Origin of the sequence: Chitinophaga pinensis (assembly GCF_007896845.1) — a bacterium.
GTDB classification, from domain to species: domain Bacteria; phylum Bacteroidota; class Bacteroidia; order Chitinophagales; family Chitinophagaceae; genus Chitinophaga; species Chitinophaga pinensis_C.
In genome coordinates, this window is the sequence record NZ_VOHS01000026.1 from 50,191 (window position 1) to 73,313 (window position 23,123).

18 protein-coding genes are annotated in these 23,123 nt (G+C 45.5%); 11 read left to right on the forward strand and 7 right to left on the reverse strand.

Annotated elements, in window-relative coordinates; genetic code table 11:
• Positions 1 to 59: 59 nt before the first annotated feature.
• Positions 60 to 2,510: an alpha/beta hydrolase gene (locus tag FEF09_RS20970; protein WP_146306921.1), complete on the reverse strand. Its 2,451-nt coding sequence runs from the start codon at positions 2,508 to 2,510 to the stop codon at positions 60 to 62.
• 154 nt (positions 2,511 to 2,664) lie between these two features.
• Positions 2,665 to 3,591, reverse strand: coding sequence for a diacylglycerol/lipid kinase family protein (locus FEF09_RS20975; RefSeq protein ID WP_261387639.1), 927 nt, complete (start codon positions 3,589 to 3,591; stop codon positions 2,665 to 2,667).
• Positions 3,592 to 3,629: 38 nt separating this feature from the next.
• Here FEF09_RS20975 and FEF09_RS20980 point away from each other — a divergent pair, with 38 nt between their 5' ends.
• Both FEF09_RS20980 and FEF09_RS20985 read left to right on the forward strand, forming a co-directional pair.
• Entirely contained in the window at positions 3,630 to 4,640 is a 1,011-nt protein-coding gene (locus FEF09_RS20980) for an App1 family protein (protein ID WP_146306922.1), read from the forward strand.
• Between the two features lie 23 nt (positions 4,641 to 4,663).
• Entirely contained in the window at positions 4,664 to 5,395 is a 732-nt protein-coding gene (locus FEF09_RS20985) for a DUF481 domain-containing protein (RefSeq protein WP_146306923.1), read from the forward strand.
• A 5-nt stretch (positions 5,396 to 5,400) separates the two neighbouring features.
• Here the strand turns inward: FEF09_RS20985 and FEF09_RS20990 are convergent, their stop codons facing one another.
• The 3 genes from FEF09_RS20990 to FEF09_RS21000 form a co-directional block, all read right to left on the reverse strand.
• A complete protein-coding gene (locus FEF09_RS20990) occupies positions 5,401 to 5,964 on the reverse strand; it encodes a cysteine hydrolase family protein (protein ID WP_146306924.1) in 564 nt (187 codons plus the stop codon).
• Positions 5,965 to 5,995: 31 nt separating this feature from the next.
• Positions 5,996 to 7,276: an MFS transporter gene (locus tag FEF09_RS20995; RefSeq protein WP_146306925.1), complete on the reverse strand. Its 1,281-nt coding sequence runs from the start codon at positions 7,274 to 7,276 to the stop codon at positions 5,996 to 5,998.
• Between the two features lie 71 nt (positions 7,277 to 7,347).
• Complete coding sequence (locus FEF09_RS21000) at positions 7,348 to 7,965, reverse strand: TetR/AcrR family transcriptional regulator (RefSeq protein WP_146306926.1); 618 nt, start codon at positions 7,963 to 7,965, stop codon at positions 7,348 to 7,350.
• A 140-nt stretch (positions 7,966 to 8,105) separates the two neighbouring features.
• On the opposite strand from FEF09_RS21000, the gene FEF09_RS21005 reads away from it, so the two are divergent.
• A complete protein-coding gene (locus tag FEF09_RS21005) occupies positions 8,106 to 8,825 on the forward strand; it encodes a hypothetical protein (RefSeq protein ID WP_146306927.1) in 720 nt (239 codons plus the stop codon).
• A 107-nt stretch (positions 8,826 to 8,932) separates the two neighbouring features.
• Here the strand turns inward: FEF09_RS21005 and FEF09_RS21010 are convergent, their stop codons facing one another.
• Positions 8,933 to 10,333 carry a DEAD/DEAH box helicase gene (locus tag FEF09_RS21010; protein ID WP_146306928.1) on the reverse strand — a complete coding sequence of 467 codons (1,401 nt, stop codon included), beginning with the start codon at positions 10,331 to 10,333 and terminating at the stop codon, positions 8,933 to 8,935.
• A gap of 223 nt (positions 10,334 to 10,556) precedes the next feature.
• Between FEF09_RS21010 and FEF09_RS21015 the strand changes: the two genes are divergently transcribed.
• From FEF09_RS21015 to FEF09_RS21045, 7 genes are all read left to right on the forward strand, one after another.
• Positions 10,557 to 11,666 carry a suppressor of fused domain protein gene (locus FEF09_RS21015; RefSeq protein WP_146306929.1) on the forward strand — a complete coding sequence of 370 codons (1,110 nt, stop codon included), beginning with the start codon at positions 10,557 to 10,559 and terminating at the stop codon, positions 11,664 to 11,666.
• A gap of 177 nt (positions 11,667 to 11,843) precedes the next feature.
• Entirely contained in the window at positions 11,844 to 13,172 is a 1,329-nt protein-coding gene (locus FEF09_RS21020) for a hypothetical protein (RefSeq protein ID WP_146306930.1), read from the forward strand.
• Positions 13,173 to 13,673: 501 nt separating this feature from the next.
• Positions 13,674 to 14,711: a tRNA dihydrouridine synthase DusB gene (gene dusB, locus FEF09_RS21025; protein WP_146306931.1), complete on the forward strand. Its 1,038-nt coding sequence runs from the start codon at positions 13,674 to 13,676 to the stop codon at positions 14,709 to 14,711.
• Between the two features lie 321 nt (positions 14,712 to 15,032).
• The gene (locus FEF09_RS21030) at positions 15,033 to 15,551 is read left to right on the forward strand and encodes a 3'-5' exoribonuclease domain-containing protein (protein ID WP_146306932.1); all 519 of its coding nucleotides are present in this window, start codon (positions 15,033 to 15,035) and stop codon (positions 15,549 to 15,551) included.
• Positions 15,552 to 15,692: 141 nt separating this feature from the next.
• Complete coding sequence (locus FEF09_RS21035; RefSeq protein ID WP_146306933.1) at positions 15,693 to 17,258, forward strand: purple acid phosphatase family protein; 1,566 nt, start codon at positions 15,693 to 15,695, stop codon at positions 17,256 to 17,258.
• A 5-nt stretch (positions 17,259 to 17,263) separates the two neighbouring features.
• Positions 17,264 to 18,979 (forward strand): cytochrome-c peroxidase, encoded by a 1,716-nt coding sequence (locus FEF09_RS21040; RefSeq protein ID WP_222597056.1) that lies wholly within the window; start codon positions 17,264 to 17,266, stop codon positions 18,977 to 18,979.
• 183 nt (positions 18,980 to 19,162) lie between these two features.
• Complete coding sequence (locus tag FEF09_RS21045) at positions 19,163 to 21,685, forward strand: YfhO family protein (RefSeq protein WP_146306934.1); 2,523 nt, start codon at positions 19,163 to 19,165, stop codon at positions 21,683 to 21,685.
• A 53-nt stretch (positions 21,686 to 21,738) separates the two neighbouring features.
• Here FEF09_RS21045 and FEF09_RS21050 read toward each other — a convergent pair whose 3' ends face one another.
• On the reverse strand, positions 21,739 to 22,410 hold the full coding sequence (locus FEF09_RS21050; protein ID WP_146306935.1) for a hypothetical protein: 672 nt from the start codon (positions 22,408 to 22,410) through the stop codon (positions 21,739 to 21,741).
• Between the two features lie 108 nt (positions 22,411 to 22,518).
• Between FEF09_RS21050 and FEF09_RS21055 the strand changes: the two genes are divergently transcribed.
• Positions 22,519 to 23,115: a GNAT family N-acetyltransferase gene (locus FEF09_RS21055; protein ID WP_146306936.1), complete on the forward strand. Its 597-nt coding sequence runs from the start codon at positions 22,519 to 22,521 to the stop codon at positions 23,113 to 23,115.
• Positions 23,116 to 23,123 lie beyond the last annotated feature (8 nt).

Below are 23,123 nucleotides of genomic sequence, written 5' to 3' on the forward strand. Positions count from 1 at the left end.
AAATAAAAAAGGGATGCATCTGATGTAGACGCATCCCTTTTTTATTTCTCAGGTTATTCTTAATTCTTAATCTGTTCTTTCTCGTCCATTTTCCATGTGTTATCATAGAATCCTGCTGTCTTTACTGCCTGTGTATTGCCTTTCAGCAATTCTACATCAAAGATCATATAGTCAGGGAATCCACTGCCACCTGCGAAGTATTGGTTTGCATCTGCAGCACGCATACCGGCTAATCCGGTGCCTGCTACTACTGCAACAGAAGCTGTTTTACTATCAGCTCTCGGCCACATGAAATAAGCGGCAAATCCTTCACCGTTATATTCCTGTTTGCCTACGGTTACTTTACCGCGTGTTATCTGTACAGGCGATTGTGACAGGAGTTGTTTCCATGCTTTGTTGGTGCTTGCGTTACCATAGATAATGATGCCACGGTCAGGATAGCTGGCCGCATTGAAGTCTTTATCAGCTACGATATCAATCGCACCATTGCCTCTATAATACCAGGTTTCTGCATCATAACGGGCTTTGTTAAGTGACCATTCATTTTCAGCTGGCTGACCTGCCGTGCTGTATACAAATACCATACGGTGGTTGAAGGCTTCTTTGAAGGTACCGTTACGTACAGAGCCTTTATCCGTAGCCGATGGCGCTTTACTGATTGCCCATTGTGCATCCTGTTGGAGGTACAGCAGACTGTCGCCATTCCGGCGGGTATAGCTGATAGCAGGATTGCCATCGAGGGTGATGCTGAGTGCCTGACCAACTGGTACGTCTTTCAGGTCGATCGCCAGTGTGCGGATATTGGTGGTTGTACCCGTTACTGCGTTGCGTGCATGATTCCTGCTGAGCTGTATACGGCTGTATTCCAGTGCGTGTTGCTGTTGCAGGATACGTACCCAGTGGTGTACTGCGGATATAGCAGGATTGGCAGTCGTGAAGTCGATTTCATTTACGCTGGTATCAGCAGGAATCGTATGCCATTTGAAGTATTGGAATAAAGGACCCCAGTCTACACAGGTATCGCCATACCAGTGTTCGCCACCCGGATATTCGTAATAGCTGAAGTCTTTATGGAAGTCGGCCAGGATCTTCTTCATCTGTCTTGCATAATCGACAGAAACTACCTTATCGCTGTCGCCATGCAGGATATATACACCACCAGCTTTGTAGTTGGTGGCCAGTTTGAAGGTGTTGCTGGGATTACTTGCTCTCAGCAGGATCTGTTCGGTGCTGTTGCGCGGAGAATCTGGTATCAGACCATCTGCTGAACCATAGCCCATCAGGGTAGGATAACCCGAACAAGGAGCGATAGCGGCCCATTTGCCTGCATAGGTAGCGCCGAGGTACCATGTACCATGTCCACCCATAGAGTGACCTGTCAGGTATATTCTTTCAGGATCCGGATGGAAGGTATTCAGACCGATATTCAATACTTCCAGTGCATCGAGACGTCCCCAGTCTTCCCAGTTGAAACCACGCGGACGACGGTTGGTAGGAGCTACCAGTACACCCCAGTCTTTGTATTTGTACGCGCTGGCCTGATTGATCGCCTGTACTTCTGCGCCATGTACTGACAGGAAGAAGGCAGGAGCTTTGCCATCCGGATTCGCCTGTGGAGAAACGGCATAATATTGTACACTGCCATCGATATCGCTGATGAATGTATTGCTGTAGTGATCTTTGTTGGTTACAGCTTTCAGTGCAAAGGTCTTCGTATCTGCTATCTGTTTACCACTCAGGGTCAGTTCACAGTTATAGCTACCATCTGCCGCTGTTGCAGAAGCGTCAAATTTAAAGCCCACTTTACGTGTGCTGAGGGCGGCTATTTCCGGGATGGCAGTGGTCACTGTTTTACCGTTTACTTTTGCGCTGATGGACAGTCCTTTCAGGGGTTGTGCAGAGGTGTTGACAACAACCACTGCTCCCAAGAGATCACTGTTATTATTGCCTGCTACTACAAAAGGCATGGTAGAATCAGCGATGCTGATATATACCGGTTTTTCGGGGAAGAGCAGTTTAGCTTTGATACCTGCGCGACCCCAGCTACGGCCGGTACGGATATAAAATTCGTTGTTTCCCTGACGGAGTTGCACGGGAATGTACATCCAGCCATAACGATACATGTCTCCGGCGTGTGGTGTACCGTTGACATACACCATCTGGTGACCGGAAATGTTCAGTATCGCAGTTTGTGCTTTTGGCGCATTATAGGAGACATATAGGTAGCCGTTGTTGATTCTACGACCGGTGAAGGAGCCGTCGGTACCGGCTGTAATTGTCTCCCATTGTTGTGCAGCACCTTTTTCGTCCGGAAAGGAAGCAGCACCTTTCGCGGGTGTTTTCAGTTGTCCGTTGCAAAGTTCATAGGCCAGCTGATCTGTGAACAGGGCTGTTCTGCCGTATTGGTGGCAGGGGCCGCTGATCAATCCATCTTTAAACTCGTAAGTCTGTTGAGCAATAACGCCATAACCTGACAGTAGAATTGCCAGGAGCAGTAGTATCTTCCGCATATAAATTATTTGTATACAAAATAGAAAGCAGAATACAATTGCCGGCAATATATTGACGGATGGAGAGTAGCCCGGAAGAACGGTATACGCGTCCGGAGAGCTGTGTCAACATTGTATTTCAGCTGATAGTTTCCACTTAATAGCTGATATGATCTTAGCTGTCTGCCGAAGGCGGGGGAGCAGGTACGATTACTTTAAGTGCTTTGGGGAGGATTGAGGCTGTTACTTCGTTTATTTTACCCCTGTATTCGCCATCTATCTGAAAATGAGCTTTTTTACGGGTATAAATGGTCACCTGACTGGCCTGCAGTATTTCTGTCTTGGCCGGATCAAAGGGGCGGTGTCTGAACAGCATTTTCAGGAGTTCCGGAATGGACAATCTCCGCAGGATCACTACTTCGAATAAACCATCGGTCAGGTCTCCGTCCGGATTGATGCAGGCACCGGTGCCGTACATACGGGCATTGGCCAGTACGATCATGTGGGCTTGTCGGGTCAGTTGGAGGTCTTTATTTTCAATACGAACAGCGAGGCGTTTATTTTGCCATAATGTTTTGAAGGAAGAGAGGGCATATCCGAGCTTTCCGCGAATGCCGCGTTGTTCGAAATTCTTTACCAGTAAGGCGTTTAATCCGACGTCACTCAGGTGTATACAGACATCTTTTTTATTGACCCTGATCAGATCAATATGTTTCTCTTCCGCTGGTGTTTCATTGCAAATCAGGTGTAATACCTGTTCCCAGTCGGCCGGTACACACAATTCCGTAGCCATACCATTCGCGGATCCTGTGGGTAGAATACCGAGGGGAATGTCTTTTCCCAGCAGTTCTTCTGCTACCATCTTTACTGTACCGTCTCCGCCGACAGCAATAACTCTGTCGGGTGCTATTTTTTTTATAACCGCTGTAAGTGACTGCTGTGGCCCGTCCAGCATGAAAAAGTGGACTTCTTCCGCGCGTTCGCGGAAATAATTTTTGATGAATGTTTCAGGATCGGCCTTCTTTTTGCCGCCTGAAACAGGATTTATCACAAAAAGGAGCCTGAGCCGCATAGGTGTTGTTTGCGCCATGTGCTTACTCATAAATTATACTTTTTGTTCATTGCAAAATAAGCGCCTGAATGTCTTTATGGAATAAAATTCTACATCGGCTGGGTTTGGAAGCGCGGACGCACATTAAAATTTATCATGGTGTAGGCGGCGCGGAACAAATGGAAATATTTGGTCATGTACTGGATCGTGGCCCTTTGCCACGTACGCATTACAGCCGGTTTTTCCTCGTGAATACACTCGCATTGATACGTTTGTTTATGGTGAAGCCCCGGAATGGCGCAACAGTGGAGCTTATATGGGAGGGAAGGGCCATACGTGCTGTTACGGAGAAAGACGGTTTTTTTCATTTACAGTGGAAGCCGGAAGTGATGCCTGAAGCGGGTGATCATACAGTGGAGGTTACGATCACGGATGTGGAGCAAAGTCCGGTAACGCGTGCGGTAGGTGTAGTGATAATTCCACATCGTAGTCAGTTTGGATGCATTTCAGATATTGATGATACTTTTCTCGTGTCGCATTCTGCATCACTTTTCAAAAGACTGCATGTGTTATTTACCCGCAATGCGCGTACACGTAAACCATTTGAAGGAGTCGTGAATCATTATCGCCTGTTAAGCGATGCAGATAATAAAGGCAGATTGCCGCGTCCATTTTTTTATGTGTCCAGTAGTGAATGGAACCTGTATAATTACATCCGTGAATTCTGTCGTATGCATGGTTTGCCGGAAGGCGTATTCCTGCTAAGTCAGCTGAAGCCTTTGCTGTTATTGCTGAAAAGCGGTCAGCAGAAACATGCTACAAAGTTCACGAGGATCAGTCGTATACTGAAGCATTATCCACATATGCGCTTTATTTTGCTGGGTGATGATACGCAGGAAGATCCGAACATTTACGAGGCTATCACGAAACACTTTCCTTCCCAGATCCTTGCTGTATACCTGCGTCATGTGCGCAACAGCCGTTATGCGGCCACTCAGGAGGTTGCCGATGTGATCATGAGCAGAGGTATTCCCTGCTGTTATTTTAAACATAGCAGTGAAGCCATTGCTCATTCTCAAAAGATAGGACTGATTACGTGATTTTAAAAAGAATGCACTGATTTATGAAGTATGTTTTTTCTCTCTTGCTGACACTGACTTTTTTCACCACAGCTTCTGCACAATTCAGCGATTCCGTGCACTATTACGGCAAATTTGCTTCTATGGGTTCTATTAACACCACACAGGATGGCAGGGCGTATTTGCTCAACAATAGCTTCAAGGTGGGTGTCAGTAAAAAGAAAATCTCCCTGAATGGCAGTGGCGGATGGATCTATGGGCAGCAGGATGGAACGCTGACCAATAATGACTTTGCATCTGCACTTGATTTTAGTTTGTTCCGGTCTGTCCGTCAGATTTATTACTGGGGACTGGCCACTTACGATAAAAGTTATTCCCTGAAAATCAATGACCGCTTCCAGGGAGGCGCTGGTATTGCTTATAACCTTCTGGATTCAAAAAAGGCGTATCTGTCGTTAAGCGACGGCATATTATTCGAAACCAGCAACCTCTTTCTGGAAGACACCATTCCCGATATTTATCACACTTTCCGTAATTCTTTTCGCTTACTTTACAAGTTTGTGATCCATGATATCGTGGTCATTGACGGGGCGCATTTTCTGCAAAATTCCCTGTCGTTGGGACGGGATATCAATATCAAGTCCACCTCAAGTCTGTCTATTCTCCTCAATAAATGGCTGAGCATCACTTCTACACTTACTTACAATAAGCTCAACCGGACGGGGAGAGAGAACCTGTTATTTAACTATGGCCTGACGATAGAAAAGTATTTCTGACGCGGTCAGGCTTTATTCCATTCTTCTATGGTGCGTACTTCTGCCTGACGAGGGAATATCTTCGTCATCAGAAACTCGTGTACGTCTGCTTCCCGGTCTGCACAGCCGTCGGATAATACGGTGATGCGAAAGTCTTTATCAGCTGCTTCTCTCAATGTAGAAAGGACAACACCGCTGGTAACAATACCTGTCAATACGAGGTGGTCAACACGTAAGCCTCTCAGCAGTACTTCCAGATCGCTGCCTGTAAAAGCGCTGAAGCGGCGTTTTACTACCACCGGCTCATGTGCTTGTGGGGCGAGATCGGGGTGTATGGCGGTGAAATCGGTAAAGTTTACATTGGAAAACCGTGCTTTATTTTCTATGAATACTTTGTTGTTGGCACTGATTTCGGGTGCGCCTTGTCTGAAGCCTACGACTACATAGATCACAGGTATTCCTTTGCTACGGGCGTTTGCTATTGCTTTGGCCACATTGGCTGTTACTGCTGCGCCTTCGGAGAATGTAGATAACATTGCGTTCTGCATGTCCATCACCAGTAAGGCGGTGTTGTTTGTGTTGTTACTCATTGCATACGTTTTATAGTGTGTAATTTGAATCTTATACTTTATCGGTGACGCTATTTTCGGCTTCCTGCAGATTTTGCAGGTCCTTTTTATGGATGTGTTCCGGTCTGAGATAGCGGTAGAATACAAGCATTATAATGATTGAGATGATTCCCTGCAGGAGCATCGTCCATGGTGCTGATAGCTGTTGTGAGGCGGCGCCGGCCAGCAGGCTGCCCAAAGGCAACATGCCAAAGTAGGCCATAGCGACATAACTCATTACCCGGCCGCGCATGTTGGTTGCTGCTTCTATCTGAATAATGGTAATACTGACTGTGGCGGGAGTCAGCGATGCGATGCCAATGATCACAGCGAAGGGGATGGCCCCGAAAAAGGAGGTGCATTGCGAGAATCCTATTAATCCTGCTCCCAGTACACCTATGCTGATCAACAGAATGTTGGTGAGGTTGGCATTCTTTTTCAAAGAGGCGAGAAAGAAGCTGCCGGTGATGGCGCCAAACCCCACGGCGCTGGCGATATAGCCAAATGTGCGGGCGTCACCATTGAAGATGGTTTTTGCAAAGACAGGTGTGAGGGTATCGTATGGGAATACGAAGAACGCCATACACATCATCAGTATGATGATGGTGCCTATACGCGGTGTTTGTCTCAAATACAGGAAACCTTCGGATAAGTCTGTTACCACGTGTTTTTTGTTGGTGGGTGCTATGAACGGAGGCAACTTTAACAGTAATAGTGATGCCAGTACGGCCAGAAAGCTTACTGCGTTTAAGATAAAACAGGTATGTGCGCCGAAGGATTGCAATACAATACCTGAGAGGGCAGGACCGACAAGCCGGGCGATATTTACCATGGCGGAGTTAAGCGCCAGTGCGTTGGTAATATCTTCCTTGTTACTGACCAGTTCGTGTACCATGGGTTGTCTGGCGGGTGTGTCAAACGCATTTACGATCCCGAGGATGACGCTCAATACCATTATTTCCCAGATCATGTAGTGATTGGTGAAGGTGAGTATTGCCAGTAAAACGGATTGTATCAGCGAAGCTGTTTGTGTGATCAGTAATATTTTGCGGCGGTCATAGCGGTCAGAAGCGATTCCTCCCAGCAATGAAAACAGGAAGGAGGGAAATTGTTGTGCAAACACAGCCAGTCCGAGCATGGAGGCAGAGTGGGTAATGGAATAAATCACCCAGCTGACGGCGGTGCGTTGCATCCATGTGCCGATCTGTGAGGTGGATTGTCCGGCAAAGAACAATGCGTAGTTTCTATTACGGAATGCCCGGAAGGCATTGGATTTTTCAGCTTGTGTCGTCATATATACAGTCTGTTCCTTTCTTTACTTTTCGACATAATTTGGTAAATTGTCGAAAGTGGGACAAAAAAATATCAGTCTTTAATTGTCAGCATGGTCATGCGTACGAGCATATCAATAGCGGGTTCCATACGGGCGTAGCTGTTTTCCAGATACATCTCGCGTTTCAGTCCGCGGAGACTGCTCATAAATACATAAATGATGGTTTCCTGTGTTTTAGGGTCCAGAGCGGCGATTTCACCATTTTGAATACCCTGATTCAGGATGTGATGTAGTAAGATTGCTTCTTCCTTCCTGATCTTCTTTTGAATGACCTGTTTCTTTTGTACGTACCGGGATATTTCATCGGCATTCATACCGGTTTCCAGAGCGTCGAAGAAGGCTTTGCGTTTGCGGGATATTTTCGTTTTGGTAATACCAAAAGCGCGTAATTGTTGTTCGACAGTTGTTGCCTGTCTTACCATGCGGTTGATCTCTGTAAAGATCTCGTTGATCTCGGTCGTGATAACAGCATCGAACACCTCATCTTTATTCTTGTAATAGTAGTATAGCGAACTTCTTCCTTTGCCGATCGCTTTGGCTACATCGTCCATGCTTACCTTCTGATAACCATGTTTTTGAAATAGCTGCTGGGCGGCCTGCAGGATCTGTTGTTGAATAATATCGTCTTTCTGTGCGCTATTCGCTGCCATGAGATGATGAGTAATGTGCTACAAAGGTAATGGTGTTTTCGACAAAAAAACAAATAATGTCGAAAACGAAGACGGTGGTTTTTGAAAATATGGCTTAGTGCTATACATTTGGCAACAATAAAAATAGCTGAAAATATCCCATGATACCGAATGATCTACATGTTTGCCTTGAGTTCTTCTCTTTATTTGTGGATCCATGCAAAATGGAATTTTGTTGGGACAATGGTAGCTGGTTGTTCACGGTGACCCTTGAAGATTCTGCCGGAAACGATAAGCGGAGCTGGACAGTGAGAACTGCTGATACCCAATCTGTGCATGAGCTGATTGAACTTTGCAGAACGGTGGTAACAGCAGCAAGAAAAGATGACAGAATTATATTAGATGGTATAGGACTAACATGTTCTATTATGGAAAATAGCGTTCAGAAAGTCCATGATTATTGCTGCCCCGAGGAGGGTCATCCGGAATGGCGCTTCGCAGAAGCATTCGTCGTTCAGGTACAAAAACTGATCAGGGATCAGGAGCTGGCAAATTACATCGAATTACTCGGAGGTGTTTTTGGCAGATTTCCGGCTAAAATTTTTGATGAAACGCCGCGGAGACTTAGAATTTATGGTATGTTGACTATTGCGTGCTATGAAGAATTGTCAGCGTTGATAGAAAAGGTTGCCGGAGAGCAGGCGCTTGTTCTTGATTTAACGAATCTTCAGGGGATGGGTACTGTTCTTTATGAGCAATTCGAGCCGTTAAAATTAATCAGGGACTTAAAGATAATGGTCAGTGCTGATAACAAATATGCTTTACAGCAGGTGAAGGAGATTGGATTTAACGCTGAACAGGTAATGGTGGTAGGAAGATGAAGAAAGTCAGATATAGCATAAAACATAAATGACAAGGGGTACCTCAATTGTGAGGTACCCCTTGTCATTTATCTTCAGTGAAACTAATTTTAGTTTCTGCTGTTTTATCAGTAATTCTTCATTCCCTGCGGTCTTTCTCTTCTTACACCGTTTCCGTTACCATCTTTCGGTTTGCCACTTTGTGGTCTGCCGTTATTTGGTTTGCCACCATTGGGCTTTCCGGAGCCAGCGCCTGGTCTTGCTTCTCTTGACTGTACTACACCCTGTCTGTTTTTTGAGAAACCACCTTTTTTATCTCTTGGATGTTGTTGTTTTGGTTTCTGTTGCGGAGCGGGTTTGGGAGCAGGTAATGCCATACTATCACCATTATGGAATGGGTGTTCGGTCACTACCGGGATCTCGCGGGAGATCAGTTTCAGGATATCTTTCAGGAAGGCTTTTTCTTCCGGTTCGCAGAAAGAGATGGCGATACCATCAGCGCCTGCGCGGCCGGTACGACCGATACGGTGTACGTATGTTTCGGGTACGTTTGGCAGTTCGTAGTTAACTACGTGTGTCAGTTCGTCGATATCGATACCTCTTGCGGCGATATCAGTAGCTACGAGTACGCGGGTCTGCTGTGATTTGAAATTATTCAGTGCACGCTGACGGGCATTCTGTGATTTGTTACCATGGATAGCCTCTGCGGTAATTTCTGCTTTATGCAGGTCTTTTACCACTCTGTCTGCACCATGTTTGGTCCGGGTAAATACCAGCAATGTTTTGATGGATTTATCCTTTAGTATATGCAGCAGGAGGTTACGTTTATCATTTTTGCCGACGAAGTAGATGGATTGTGTGATCGTTTCGGCAGTAGAGGATACCGGTGTTACTTCCACTTTAGCCGGATTATTACGCAGAATAGCTTTCGCCAGTGTCTGTATTTCCGGTGGCATGGTAGCGGAGAAGAAGAGTGACTGACGCTGTTCGGGCAGTTTTACGATCACGCGTTGTACGTCGTGTACGAAGCCCATGTCGAGCATTCTGTCTGCTTCATCCAGCACAAAGTATCTGATATCTCTCAGAGTGATATAGTTCTGACTGATAAGGTCCAGCAGACGGCCGGGCGTTGCGATCAGGATATCTACCCCTCTTCTTAATGCTTCTGTCTGCGGATGTTGTGATACACCGCCAAAGATCACGAGGCTTTTCAGGTCGAGGAATTTACCGTATGCGATAAAACTTTCCTGTATCTGTATGGCCAGTTCACGGGTAGGTGTAAGAATAAGTGCTTTGATATTTCGGAGGCCTTTACGTTGCTGGGCCTGTTGGTCCTGATGCATTAATTGAAGCATGGGAATGGCAAACGCAGCTGTTTTACCGGTACCGGTCTGGGCGCAACCCAGCAGATCCCTCTTATCAAGTACATGGGGAATGGCTTGCTGCTGAATAGGCGTGGGAGCGGTATAACCCTCATTCTCCAGGGCCTTAAGCAGAGGCTCGATGAGCCCTAACTGTTCAAATGACAAAATGTTAAATTTTTTATGATCAATAGTGGTAAGGCTGTCAGCCGGAACAAGTCCATATTGTGCATGATGCTGACACATTACCCGCCTTACTCGCAAGCCTGCACATTGTTTTGAAGCTAACTGCAAAAGCAGGTGAGGAAGAGAATAAAAGTGATGCAAAGGTATACTAAATAAATGATATGCGGTGGGATGTTTTACTTATAAGTGACTATCTTGCATTATTATGAGCAACGGACCAACAGTATTGATAGAACAAGCGAATAGCCGCTATACTATGTATGCGGTAGTAGAGCAGGACGAACGGACAGCTTATTTTTACCTGTATCCTGCTGAATTGCAGAGCAAAAAATACCGGATGCGTGCCTGCTGGCTGCGCAATATTCAACCGGGGCCTGCTAAACGTGACAGTGCAGCGATGGCTAACGGAGATGCGCCGATGCTGGAAGCACACTTTAGTAATCACCCGGAAGGGAAAGAGCCTTTAAAAGCGGAATTGGTATCCATCGTGTGGATGCCTGAGGATGATGGCGCCGCTGTATTGTATGATGGAAAAACGTTGGGTGTTATTCCCGGATGGAGTCTTTATTCAGATGATCCTGCGGCATATGCGGCAGATTGTATAGAAGCGGATGGTAATGCCATTGTATTCCCATTGGGTGAGCTGGGTAAGAACGAACAGCATGCGCGTGTAGCAGAAGCTATCAGTTTCCGCGAATCATGGGATGATACTGAAAACCCGCAATGGCCGGTGATCCAGCAGCAGTTTATTTCTACTTATGAATCACATTTCGGAGAGATAAAGCAATATTTCGCGATTGATAATAACCAATGGCCACCGATGGCGCTGGGTAAGTTTGAAAAAGATAACATCGTTTATTTCCTCACTATGGGAGTAAGCATTCGTCCTATGCCATGGGTATCTTACCTGTACAATGACAATGCGTCTGCTTACAGAAGGATGGAACTGGCGATGGCTGTCAGCAAGGACGATTTTACCGAGGAAGAAATTATGAAGATGGCGGAGGGATTGTCCAGCATGGCTGACATTCCATGGAGACATATCAGTTGGTTAGGCGAGGGGCATACGATTGCATCCAGCAAACTACCGGCTCCTTTTGAAAGTATTGTGTTGTCGGCTGCATTGTATAACGGCGAAAGCATTGCGCTGCCGGAGATGTATGGTGATAAGGTGAATCTGTTCTGGCTGAGTCCTGTCACGCTTTCTGAAAGAGAATATGCACATGAGAAAGCGAATGGCGGTTATGAGTTACTGGAAAAAATGATACAGGAAGATATCACACATATTGTGACAAAGAGAGCAGCGATCGTGTAAGTAATTAAGTATTAAAAATTAAACATCAGGAACGAAAACAAAATTCTTCGTGTTCGTTCCTGATGCAGCTGTAGCAGGCATCCTTTATATATGACTACCCGCGGGCATGTGTTTCTTCCGGTACCGGAAGAAACGAACTCTATATACACTCGTATCAGATAAACAAGCTCAAAGGAAATGTACATCCAAAAACTTACGAAACTGGCAGCATGTGCGCTGCTGATGATTGGAAGCACCATGAGTGCCTATTCTCAGGGATTTAAAGACGGTAAGATCTGGCTCAATGAAGATGGCAGTAATTACTTTAAGTTCACCCTTGTATCCCAGGTCTGGCTCAGGAACACCGATCTGAACCCGGGTTCCACCATCAACGGATTTGAGAAAAACAACTTTACGGATATTGGTATCAGAAGAGCCAGGATCCAGGCTTTCGGACAGGTAGCAGATCGCGTGTTTATCTACTCTCAGTTCGGTATGAATAACTTTAACTATTCTTCTGACAGAAAAGCCGGCTTTTTTATCCACGACATCATGGGGGAATATGAAGTAGTGAGAAAACACCTGTCATTGGGTGCTGGTCTGTCCGCATGGAATGGTCTGACGCGTTTCTCCGCACCTTCTGTTGGTACGATCATGGGGGTGGATGCTCCGTTGTTTGAACAAAGTACCAATGACGTGACGGATCAGTTTCTTCGTAAGCTGAGCATATATGCGAAAGGTAAGCTGGGTAAACTGGATTATCGGTTGGTGATGAGTAGTCCGATGTCTCCGCTGAAGGCTGCAGGTTATTCTCCTTTATTGACCAGCAATGCTTCTTTCTCAGCCAAACCGGCGAAAATGCAGGTACATGGTTATTTCCAGTGGCAGTTCCTCGATCAGGAAGCGAATACGACTGCTTATACAACCGGTACTTATCTGGGTACCAAAAAAGTGTTCAATATCGGTGCTGGTTTCCAGTATCAGCCTGACGCGATGTGGCGTGCCGGTAACAATGGCGATACTATTGAATCCAATCTACAACATTTTGCTGTAGATGCTTACTATGATGCGCCGATCAATGCGGCTACAGGCAGTGCTATCAATGCATATGTTTCCTATATCAACTTTAATTGGGGTAAAGGATATCTCCGTAATCAGGCTACTATGAATCCTGCGACCGGTACTACAAAGCCAGAGATCCTGAATGGCAGTGGCAATGGTTATCCTTCTTTCGGAACCGGCAACCTGCTTTACGGACAGGTAGGTTATAAATTCAAAAATGAACTGATTGGCAAAACCACTTTGATGCCGTATGCTTCGCTGCAATATGCGCATTACGAAAGATTGAATGATAATATGGCTTTCTGGGATGGAGGTGTCAACTGGTTGCTGAAAGGGCATACTTCCAAGCTGACTTTTGCCTATCAGAGTCGCCCGGTGTATCAGTTCGATGCTGTGAGTGGGGGCGCTAATAAAATTGACCGGAAGGGAAGCTTTCTGGTACAGTATCAGGTATTCCTGAATTGATTGAATTTTGCAATGTTATATTATAGCCCGGTGTTAGCGCCGGGCTATTTTTTATCCTTCACCAGCTGTATCCATACTATATACCAGCTTTATACCGGGAGTATACCGGGAGTATCTCCTATCGGTAACAACCGGATTGCTATTTTTATGCATAGTGTATAGTGTTGATTTTCAGTTTTAAATAGAATGGGATGATTAATATTCTTTGTGAATAGCTGTCTGAGCCCGGTTGTCTTACCCAATGGTAATGCTTGTCTGTTCCGGAATAGTGTTGTTTGGATTTTGTAAGGTCTTTATTCACTAATAGTCATCCTTCGTTGATCCTTCGTTCATGAACGAAGGATCAACGAAGGATGACTATTATATATTCCTGAATAAAGCAGTTATTCATGTCTGTTTGTAATAACTGTCAGATAATGAGTTGGTTGTGAAAGATGGTTCTCTGCCAGCTCCTAATTCTTAATTGCCGTACCTTTGCATCTTCAAATAAAAAAAGCCACTTTGGTAAAGATTGACAATATTGTGCTGCCTGATTTTCCCCTGCTGCTGGCGCCTATGGAAGACGTGAGTGATCCGCCTTTCAGGGTAGTCTGCCGTGAAAACGGGGCTGACCTGTTATATACCGAATTTATTTCCAGTGAAGGACTGGTGAAAGATACGGAAAAATGCCGCCGTAAACTGGCGATTTTCGACGAAGAACGTCCTGCTGGTGTACAGATTTTCGGTGGAGATGAGGGTAAACTGTCGATGGCTGCCCGTATTGTTGATATGACCCAGCCGGATCTGCTGGATATCAATTTTGGTTGTCCGATAAAGGGCATTGTCAGCAAAGGTGCCGGTTCAGGTGTATTGAAAGATATTGATCTGATGGTCCGTCTGACAGCAGCCTGTGTAAAGGCCACAAAACTGCCTGTTACGGTTAAAACCCGGCTTGGCTGGGATGAGGACACCAAAAATATCGAAGAGGTCGCAGAAAGGCTTCAGGACGTCGGTATTAAGGCGCTGGCTATCCATGGCCGTACTCGTACCCAGATGTACAAAGGGGAGGCGAACTGGGAGCTGATCGCTAAAGTAAAAAACAACCCGCGTATACATATTCCCATCTTCGGGAACGGAGATATTGATAGTCCGCAGAAAGCGCTGGAATACAAAAACCGTTACGGTGTCGATGGTATTATGATCGGCCGGGCTGCTATCGGTTATCCCTGGATCTTCCGTGAAGTAAGACATTATCTGCAGACAGGAGAGATGCTGCCTGCGCCGACATTGGAAGACCGTATTGCTGTTTGCAAACGCCAGCTGGAGAAATCTGTGCAATGGCGTGGAGAAGGCCATGGTATCTTCGCTATGCGTAAGCATTATTTCAACTATCTGAAAGGTTTACCTGATTTTAAGGTGTTCAGAAGCAGACTGGTTACACCGGAGGCATCTGCAGAGATTATGGATGTGCTGGATGAAATCGCTCAGGTATATGCCGGTTTTGAATTTGATCGTAAGCCTATACAGCTGGTGAATTATCATGAGAATTGTGCGTTGTAATTATTGATTGATCTTAGCAACGATGAGGGCTTTCCGTTAGTTGTCTTTTGCGTGGCGTAAGTTTGTTTTCGGTCATTTCTTGCAAAGTATGGCTACTGACGGGCAGCCAGGTCTTTATTTTTCGTCTCGTTTTTTTATTATAAACTATTCTCATATCTTTGTCCCCGTTTATAAACGAAATTTCAGCTCAGCAAGCACCCTAAAGATCCTCAATACCTTACCCCGGCTAAGACAACAGTATCCGCAGGCTCCTTACAGGACTGGAACTCACAGGTGATATCCCTGTTTAAACTAAATTTTATTACTTAAAAACTAACTGACATGGCCTATATAATGGTTGATGTGGAAAGCGATGGCCCTATTCCCGGTGATTATTCTATGATCTCATTCGGAGCAGTGAAAGTAGATAGTACATTAGATAAGACATTCTACGGCAGACTTAAACCCGTTTCAGATAAATTTATTCCCGAAGCACTGGCGGTTTCCGGCCACACAAGAGCCGAAACACAGACATTTGATGATCCTGTAAAAGTGATGAATGATTTCAAAGACTGGATCGGCAAAGTGTGTAATGACCGCCCGATTTTTATCAGCGACAATAATGGTTTTGACTGGATGTTTGTATGCTGGTACTTTCATCATTTTCTTGGTGAAAATCCTTTTGGTTTCAGCTCTCAGAATCTGGGCAGCGTATATAAAGGGATGGAAAAAGATATGTTCACCAATTTCAAACATCTGCGTAAAACAAAGCATACCCACCATCCCGTGGATGATGCGAAAGGCAACGCAGAAGCCCTGCTGACAATGAAGTACAAGCTTGGGCTGAATATGAAACTCTAGCATTTCTTTACATCAATATGGTAGATCGCAGTATGTACATTACCTTGTTACATACCTGCGGTCTTTTTATTTAACAATAATTTCATACACTGCATAGTAACGGGGAACTTTAAATTGAGTACCTCGCAGAAAATTATGGAGATGGATACAATACGATCCTGCCTGCTGCTTGGCAGTTTAATGGCTTTTAGTCTGATTACGAAGGCACAGTCTGATGATGATTTAAAAGTAAAAGTGATTCGCGGGCCTTATTTACAGGCAGCATCAGATCATAGTATCACTGTACGCTGGCGTACAAATACTGCTACCCGTAGCAGGGTGCAATATGGCGCTACTCCTGATAAGGCGGACGTTACAGTGAATGATTCTACGCTCACAACTGAGCATATTGTAAGACTCGACGGCCTGCAGGCACGTACCCGATATTTCTATAAAATAGCCGATTTTAAAACCGTATTACAGGGCGACAGCGCCAACTACTTTTACACCTTACCTGTGCCGGGCAAAGAAGATATGTATCGTATCGGTGCTTTTGGTGATTGCGGAAACAATTCCGTGAATCAGCGTAATGTGAAAAAAGCGGTGCTTGATTATCTTGGCAATAACTATATGGATGCATGGATCCTGTTGGGCGATAATGCCTACAACAGCGGTACTGATGCTGAATTCCAGACAAAATTCTTCAACGTTTATAAAGACGATCTGCTGAAGAAATATCCGTTGTTCCCTACGCCGGGTAATCACGATTATAATGATAATGATTTCCCCGGAGCGGTGGAGCTGGCGCAGAAGACACACCAGACTGCATATTATCAGAATTTCACAATGCCGACCAAAGGAGAATCTGGCGGTGTAGCTTCTAATACACAAGCTTTTTACTCTTTTGATCTTGGTAATATACATTTTCTGTCGCTCGACTCTTATGGAAAGGAAGCGGAACAGTATCGTCTGTATGATACGCTCGGTCCGCAGGTACAATGGGTGAAACGTGATCTGGAAGCGAATAAAAACAAACAATGGGTAATTGCTTACTGGCATCATCCTCCTTATACCATGGGTTCGCATAACTCGGATAACGAAGATGAACTGGTGCATATCCGTGAGAACTTTATTCGTATACTGGAACGCTATGGTGTAGACCTCGTACTTTGTGGTCATAGCCATGATTATGAGCGTACCCGTCTGATGAAAGGTCACTATGGTATGGAGGCTACTTATAGCGCAGCGACGCACAACCTGAGTCAGTCTTCCGGTCTGTATGATGGCAGCGATAATTCCTGTCCTTATGTGAAAGACAGCAGTGGTCAGGGTACGGTTTATGTGCTGAGTGGTTCGGCGGGTAAACTGGGTGGAACGCAACCCGGATATCCACATGATGCCATGCAGTATGCCAATGCGACTGAAGGCGGCGCGAGTATGCTTGAGATTCAGGGTAATCGGCTGGATCTGAAATGGATTTGCGCGGATGGAGTGATCCGTGATCATTTTACCGTAATGAAAGAAGTGAACAAGCACACGGTGCTGCGTGTAAAAGCAAAGAGCAAAGTGACATTGACCGCTTCGTTTACCGGTAATTATCAATGGAGTGAAAAGGGACAGACTGCGAAGAGTATTGTGGTGGCACCCCGTGAAGGTACAACGACATATACTGTACAGGACAAAGAAGGCTGTCTGAAAGACACATTTACTATTATCACAACTAAATAATCTATATGCGATTGAAGCTGGCGTTCCCGTGTGTATGTGTATTACTGCTATTGGCGGTGATGTTGACATCTCAGGGGGAACGCCATGCTGCTGTTACGGAGGGTACGATCGGCTATTTTAAACGACAACAGCCTTTGTTTGTCGCCAGTGCGGTCGAACTAAAACATCGCATCGATGCAATAAAGGAAGGAGATAGTACGACTGTATCTGCTGCCCGTGCATCTCTACAGGTCTGCAGGGTACGTTATAAAGCGATTGCTTTTTTTCTTGAATACTTCTTCACAAGCGAGGCTTACGTGTTTAATGCACCTGCCAAATATGAGATAGAAGAGCCTTATATCGAGTATGAAGAACCGGTAGGATTGCAACAGATAGAGGCATTGTTGTATGATCCTGCTGTTTATCAGCATAAAGAAGAGCTGGAAGCTCAGGCGACAGTGCTGGTGCAGACTGCGCAGGATCTGCTCTCCTTGTTATACCAGTTTTCGGCAACGGAACGGCAGGTATTGGAAAGTGTACAGCAGGAACTGGTGCGTATTATGGCCCTTTATATCACTGGTTATGATGCGCCTTTGCTAAAGAGTGGGATTGCAGAAGCCCGATCTTCTCTGCAGGCAATTGATACGGTATTGATGCCTTATACAGGTTTTGAAAAGAAGGATAGTATTACTTATTATTTACGGCAGGGCATTCAGATGCTGCACACACATCCCGATTTCGATAGTTTTGACAGGCTTTCTTTTCTGGTTAATTATGCGTTGCCATTACAGCGTCTGATATTGAACAGTCAGCATGATCTGTTTAGTCCTTCCACTATCAGCAAAGATAAATTTCCTCATTCAGATAGTCCGGGCGATACGGCATTGGGCAGGAGATTATTCTTCGAAAAAGCCCTTTCCGGCAATAATACCCGTAGTTGCGCCACCTGTCACCAGCCGGACCGTTATTTCAGTGACGGACTTTCCCGCAACAAGATTATCAACAGTAATGAAGCATTACCCCGGCATACCCCCGGTCTTTTATACGCCTGTTATCAGTATTCCCAATTCTGGGATGGGAGTGCGGCAAGTCTGGAGGATCAGGTATTGAAAGTGCTGCATAGTCCGCAGGAAATGGACGCCCGTGATGACACTCTTTTACAAAGATTGCAAGGTTTGCCGGCATATGGTCATATCACCCTGCCACAGGTACAGGCTTCCCTTGCTGCTTATCTTCGTACCCTGACGCCTTTTGATGCACCTTTTGACAGGTATATGGCCGGCAACAGGCAGGCGATGACAGAGGAAAAAAAAAGGGGTGGCAATATCTTCATGGGTAAGGGGCAATGCGCGACCTGTCATTTTGCACCCTTGTTTAACGGACTGATACCACCATTGTATAACAGGACGGAGTTTGAGGTGTTGGGTACCCCTGCGAATGATGATCTGCTGCATCCGCTGGCAGACAATGACAGCGGAAGGCTGGCCTTTTTCCCTATTGATTTTTACAAAGGTGCGTTTAAAACCCCGACGGTGCGTAATACGGCCCCGACAGCTCCTTATATGCACAATGGCGCTTTCCGTACAATGGAACAGGTCATTGAATTCTATGATAAAGGCGGTGGGAATGGCATCGGGCTTTCCGTGCCGAATCAGACCTTATCCGCAGCGGCCCTGCATCTCACCAATGAAGAAAAGAAAGCGCTGATTGCTTTTATGGAGGCGCTGACCGACGGCAAATAGGGGGAACTCCACTATAACACTTTGAAAGATTAACATTTAAGCCTAAATTGCTTCCCATTATTATTTTAAATAATAGTAGAAGAATAGCTATAGTTTTAAACAAGCCGGCAGGCGTGGACCATCATCCTGATTCAGAAAAGGTTACGTTTGTCTGTCAAACAGTATTGTAAACAACAAAGATCTATGAACAGTTTTTCCTGGAAGAAGATCATCCCTCACGTGATTGCGATTTCCGTCTTTTTAATCGTTGCATTGGTTTATTGTAGTCCTGCTCTTGAAGGCAAGGTGTTACAGCAAACCGACATCGTGCATTGGAAAGGAATGGCGCAGGACGCGTTTAATTACAAAGCGGTCCATGGCCATTTCCCATTATGGAATACGCACCTGTTCAGTGGTATGCCTAACTACCAGGTAACCATGGATACCAAAACATTCCTGCCTGACTTTGGCAGCCTGCTGCAATTGTATCTGCCGAAACCTGCCAGCTATTTCTTTCTGGCCTGTTTGTGCTTTTACATCCTTGGTATGGCTTATAATGTGAATGTACTGGCAGCGGTATTGGGAAGTTTAGGTTTCGCGTATGCGACCTATGATCCGATCATTATCTCTGTAGGTCACGAAACAAAAATGCTGGCGATTGCTTACATGCCGGGATTATTGGCGGGGCTGGTACTGATCTTCAGAAAACGATATGTGTTGGGGCTGGCTGTTGCCGCGGCCTTTGCCACACTTGAAATAGGATCGGGGCATCCGCAGGTTACTTTCTATCTGTTGCTGACGCTGGGTATCATGACCGTAGGTTATATCATTACCTGGATCATGCAGAGGGATTTCAAACACATGATCATCGCTTTGTCACTCGCATTACTGGCTGGTCTGATAGGTGTGGGTAATACATCCCAGAGTCTGCTGACTACCTATGAGTATTCCAAATACACGATGCGTGGTGGTAAAACAGTAGATCTTTCTGAAGATGGTAAGCTGACACAGACAAAAACGCAAGGGTTGGATGAAAGCTATGCTTTCCAATATAGTCTGGGAGTGGGAGAAACTTTTGTTCTTGCTATGCCTAACGCATTTGGTGGTGGTTCTGCTGAGCACCTTGATGCAGATTCAAAAGTTGTTGCAGAGTTGACAAAACAAGGTGTACCGGAAGCACAGGCCAGTCAGCTGGCTACCAGTCTGCCAAGATATTGGGGTGGTGTATCACCCTTCACTGCAGGTCCTCCCTACAGTGGTGCGTTGATCTGTTTGCTGGCAGTGATTGGTTTTGTTGCACTGGGTCTTGGTGAAAACACCAACTCTACGAGTAATATCACCCGTTGGTGGATACTGGCAGCAATTGCACTTACACTCTTTATTGCGTGGGGTAGCTACTTCTCTTCCTTCAATCAGATATTGTTTAATCACCTGCCGCTTTTCAATAAGTTCAGGGCGCCATCTATGGCGCTGATCATCCCGCAGTTGTTGCTGCCATTGCTGGCGGTACTGGCGGTTGACAAACTGTTATATGCGGATAATGCAAAAGCGTTGCTGCAGCAAAACTTTAAAAAGATCCTGTACGCCAGTGGAGGCGTTATCATACTGGCAGGTCTGGTATATCTGTTCAACGATTATAAAGGTAGTTATGATACACAGATCCTTGAAGGGTTGACACAACAGGCAGGCGCTGATCTGGCCCGTCGTGTGCTGGATGGTATGATTGCCGACAGAAAAGCGATGTTTGGTGCGGGTATTTTCCACCTGCTCTGGATATGGGCGGTGATCATTGGTGCTTTTTATCTCTATCTGAAAGATAAGATTCAGCCAGTGGTGATTCTGGGTGTGTTCATTGTACTGAATACGGCAGACCTGCTGCTTGTTGCAAAGAAATACCTGAATAAGGATAATTATCAGGATCAATCCAGTTATCAGGCTGGTAACTTTGCGCCGACAGCTGCTGATCAGCAGATATTACAGGATAAAGATCCTCACTACAGGGTACTGAACCTTTCCACCGGAGATCCGTTCAATGATGCGATCACTTCTTACTATCACCGTTCCGTAGGTGGTTATCATGCTGCGAAACTGCGTATGTATCAGGATATCATTGAGAACCAGTTCGCTAAGCCGGGTGCAGGCATGAACATGGGGCTGCTCAATATGTTGGATACCCGTTACGTGATTACACGTTCTCAGGATCAGCAGCAGCCAATGCCGGTGGTACAGCGTAATCCGGATGCATTGGGCGCTGCATGGTTTGTTAAGCATATCAGTTATGTAAATGGTCCGATTGAAGCGATCAAAGCACTGGATCACCTGAATGCAAAGGATACCGCGATCATGGATAATGCGTTCAAGATTGCGGGAGCAGAACAGCCGGCGTTTGACTCAGCAGCCAGCATTAAACTGGTGAACTATGAGAATGATGCGATTAAATATGCGACCAGTGCGAAGAGCAGCCAGTTTGCTGTGTTGAGTGAAGTGTACTATCCGGAAGGCTGGAAAGCTTATATCGATGGTAAAGAGACTGCTTATACAAATGTGAATTATATTCTGCGTGGTATAGCGGTGCCTGCGGGTGATCACAACATTGAGTTCAGATTTGAACCGGCTTCTTATTACACCGGTCAGAAACTGGTGTATGTGGCTAACCTGTTGTTGTGGTTAACGATTCTGGGCAGCATTTTTGTGCTGTGGAAGCAGAGCAGACAAGCGAAAGCGTAATGTTTTAACACACTATAAAAACGAAAAGGTCACCTTGTGAAAGGTGGCCTTTTTTAATTCAGTTTACTATACTTACCACTGAGCGCTTTTTTACAGATATCAGTCAGTGTTTTATTCTCCACTTTATTTCCCAGCAGATTGATATCAAAAGCGGTGAATATGCAATGATGCAGGAAGCCGGCCGTCAGTTGTTTATCCCATCCTGCACAGGCATTAGCGAGATAGGTACGCGGATCGGCGAGGCCATATTCCTGACCTGTTCTGTCGGGGTGTTTATTCGCATCCCAGCAGGCTCTTATAATGTCTTTACAGTCTTCTCTTTCAGGCGCCATACGATCAGTGCTGAGTGCCATTAGCAGTCCTGTCAGTACAGACAGACGGGCGTGCGGCAGGAGCGAGAGTACAGGTTGTCCGTCATTCAGGGAACTACGTTTTAATTGTACATATGTTCTTGCTGCGAATATGGTGAGCGTGTCATAAGGTGCGTTCTGCATCACTAATAATTCGACTTCTGACAGGGCGGGTTTGTAACCAAGACTTCCAATGGCTTTGATCATTTCTACCTGTGTTTCCCAGGTACGTTTGTCGTTTCTTTCTTTGATGTAAGCGGTGAATAAGGGAGCTGAAAGACTGGTAAGCTGTTCTTTGCCAATGTGTCTGGCGGCACTTCTTCTGTCGGCTGACTTTCTGGATAGCAGCCGCTCTCGTAGTTCTTCGGGTATCATAGTAGGGTTACGGGTTTAAACAATTATACCATGCTTCCTGCTGAATTCCAAAAGTATGAGTAGGGGGAATGAGTATATTTGCGGACAGGCATCTGAAAACCACGTAAAATGACACCATTTAATTTTTCCGGCAATGTCGTTCTGGAAGACGAAAGAGTGATACTGCGTCCACTCGTACTAGCTGATGATGAGTACCTTATTCCTTTTGCTATTCAGGAGCCGGAGATCTGGCAATTTTCCACTGTACCTCCGGCAGGGCCGGGTGGTATGCGTGAATATATCCGTACTGCTACGGAGGCACGTAATGAAGGAAAGGAATATCCATTCATTGTGTTTGACAAACAGTTACAACGATATGCAGGCAGTACCCGTTTTTATGATATTCAGTTGCGCAACAGTACTTTACAACTGGGATATACCTGGTATGGTAAGGATTTTCAGGGTACGGGTTTAAATAAACACTGTAAGTTTTTGTTGTTGCAGTATGCTTTTGAAAGAATGGGGATGGAAAGAGTGGAGTTCAGGGCTGCACATACGAATGAAAGAAGCATTGCTGCCATGAAAAGTATTGGCTGCACGGTGGAAGGTATTTTGCGGAGTGTAGCACCGAACGTCGACGGTACAAGAAGGAGCAGTATTATACTGAGTATATTGAAGGAAGAGTGGGAGGCATCCCTGAAGGAAAACCTACGGAAACGGCTGTAGCAGACGAC

Excerpts from the sequence above, each read along its gene's own strand:
- FEF09_RS20970 (WP_146306921.1), bottom strand. The coding sequence starts at position 2,510 with ATGCGGAAGATACTACTGCTCCTGGCAATTCTACTGTCAGGTTATGGC.
- FEF09_RS20975 (WP_261387639.1), bottom strand. The coding sequence starts at position 3,591 with ATGAGTAAGCACATGGCGCAAACAACACCTATGCGGCTCAGGCTCCTT.
- FEF09_RS20980 (WP_146306922.1), top strand. The coding sequence starts at position 3,630 with ATGTCTTTATGGAATAAAATTCTACATCGGCTGGGTTTGGAAGCGCGG.
- FEF09_RS20985 (WP_146306923.1), top strand. The coding sequence starts at position 4,664 with ATGAAGTATGTTTTTTCTCTCTTGCTGACACTGACTTTTTTCACCACA.
- FEF09_RS20990 (WP_146306924.1), bottom strand. The coding sequence starts at position 5,964 with ATGAGTAACAACACAAACAACACCGCCTTACTGGTGATGGACATGCAG.
- FEF09_RS20995 (WP_146306925.1), bottom strand. The coding sequence starts at position 7,276 with ATGACGACACAAGCTGAAAAATCCAATGCCTTCCGGGCATTCCGTAAT.
- FEF09_RS21000 (WP_146306926.1), bottom strand. The coding sequence starts at position 7,965 with ATGGCAGCGAATAGCGCACAGAAAGACGATATTATTCAACAACAGATC.
- FEF09_RS21005 (WP_146306927.1), top strand. The coding sequence starts at position 8,106 with ATGATACCGAATGATCTACATGTTTGCCTTGAGTTCTTCTCTTTATTT.
- FEF09_RS21015 (WP_146306929.1), top strand. The coding sequence starts at position 10,557 with ATGAGCAACGGACCAACAGTATTGATAGAACAAGCGAATAGCCGCTAT.
- FEF09_RS21020 (WP_146306930.1), top strand. The coding sequence starts at position 11,844 with ATGTACATCCAAAAACTTACGAAACTGGCAGCATGTGCGCTGCTGATG.
- FEF09_RS21030 (WP_146306932.1), top strand. The coding sequence starts at position 15,033 with ATGGCCTATATAATGGTTGATGTGGAAAGCGATGGCCCTATTCCCGGT.
- FEF09_RS21035 (WP_146306933.1), top strand. The coding sequence starts at position 15,693 with ATGGATACAATACGATCCTGCCTGCTGCTTGGCAGTTTAATGGCTTTT.
- FEF09_RS21040 (WP_222597056.1), top strand. The coding sequence starts at position 17,264 with ATGCGATTGAAGCTGGCGTTCCCGTGTGTATGTGTATTACTGCTATTG.
- FEF09_RS21045 (WP_146306934.1), top strand. The coding sequence starts at position 19,163 with ATGAACAGTTTTTCCTGGAAGAAGATCATCCCTCACGTGATTGCGATT.
- FEF09_RS21050 (WP_146306935.1), bottom strand. The coding sequence starts at position 22,410 with ATGATACCCGAAGAACTACGAGAGCGGCTGCTATCCAGAAAGTCAGCC.
- FEF09_RS21055 (WP_146306936.1), top strand. The coding sequence starts at position 22,519 with ATGACACCATTTAATTTTTCCGGCAATGTCGTTCTGGAAGACGAAAGA.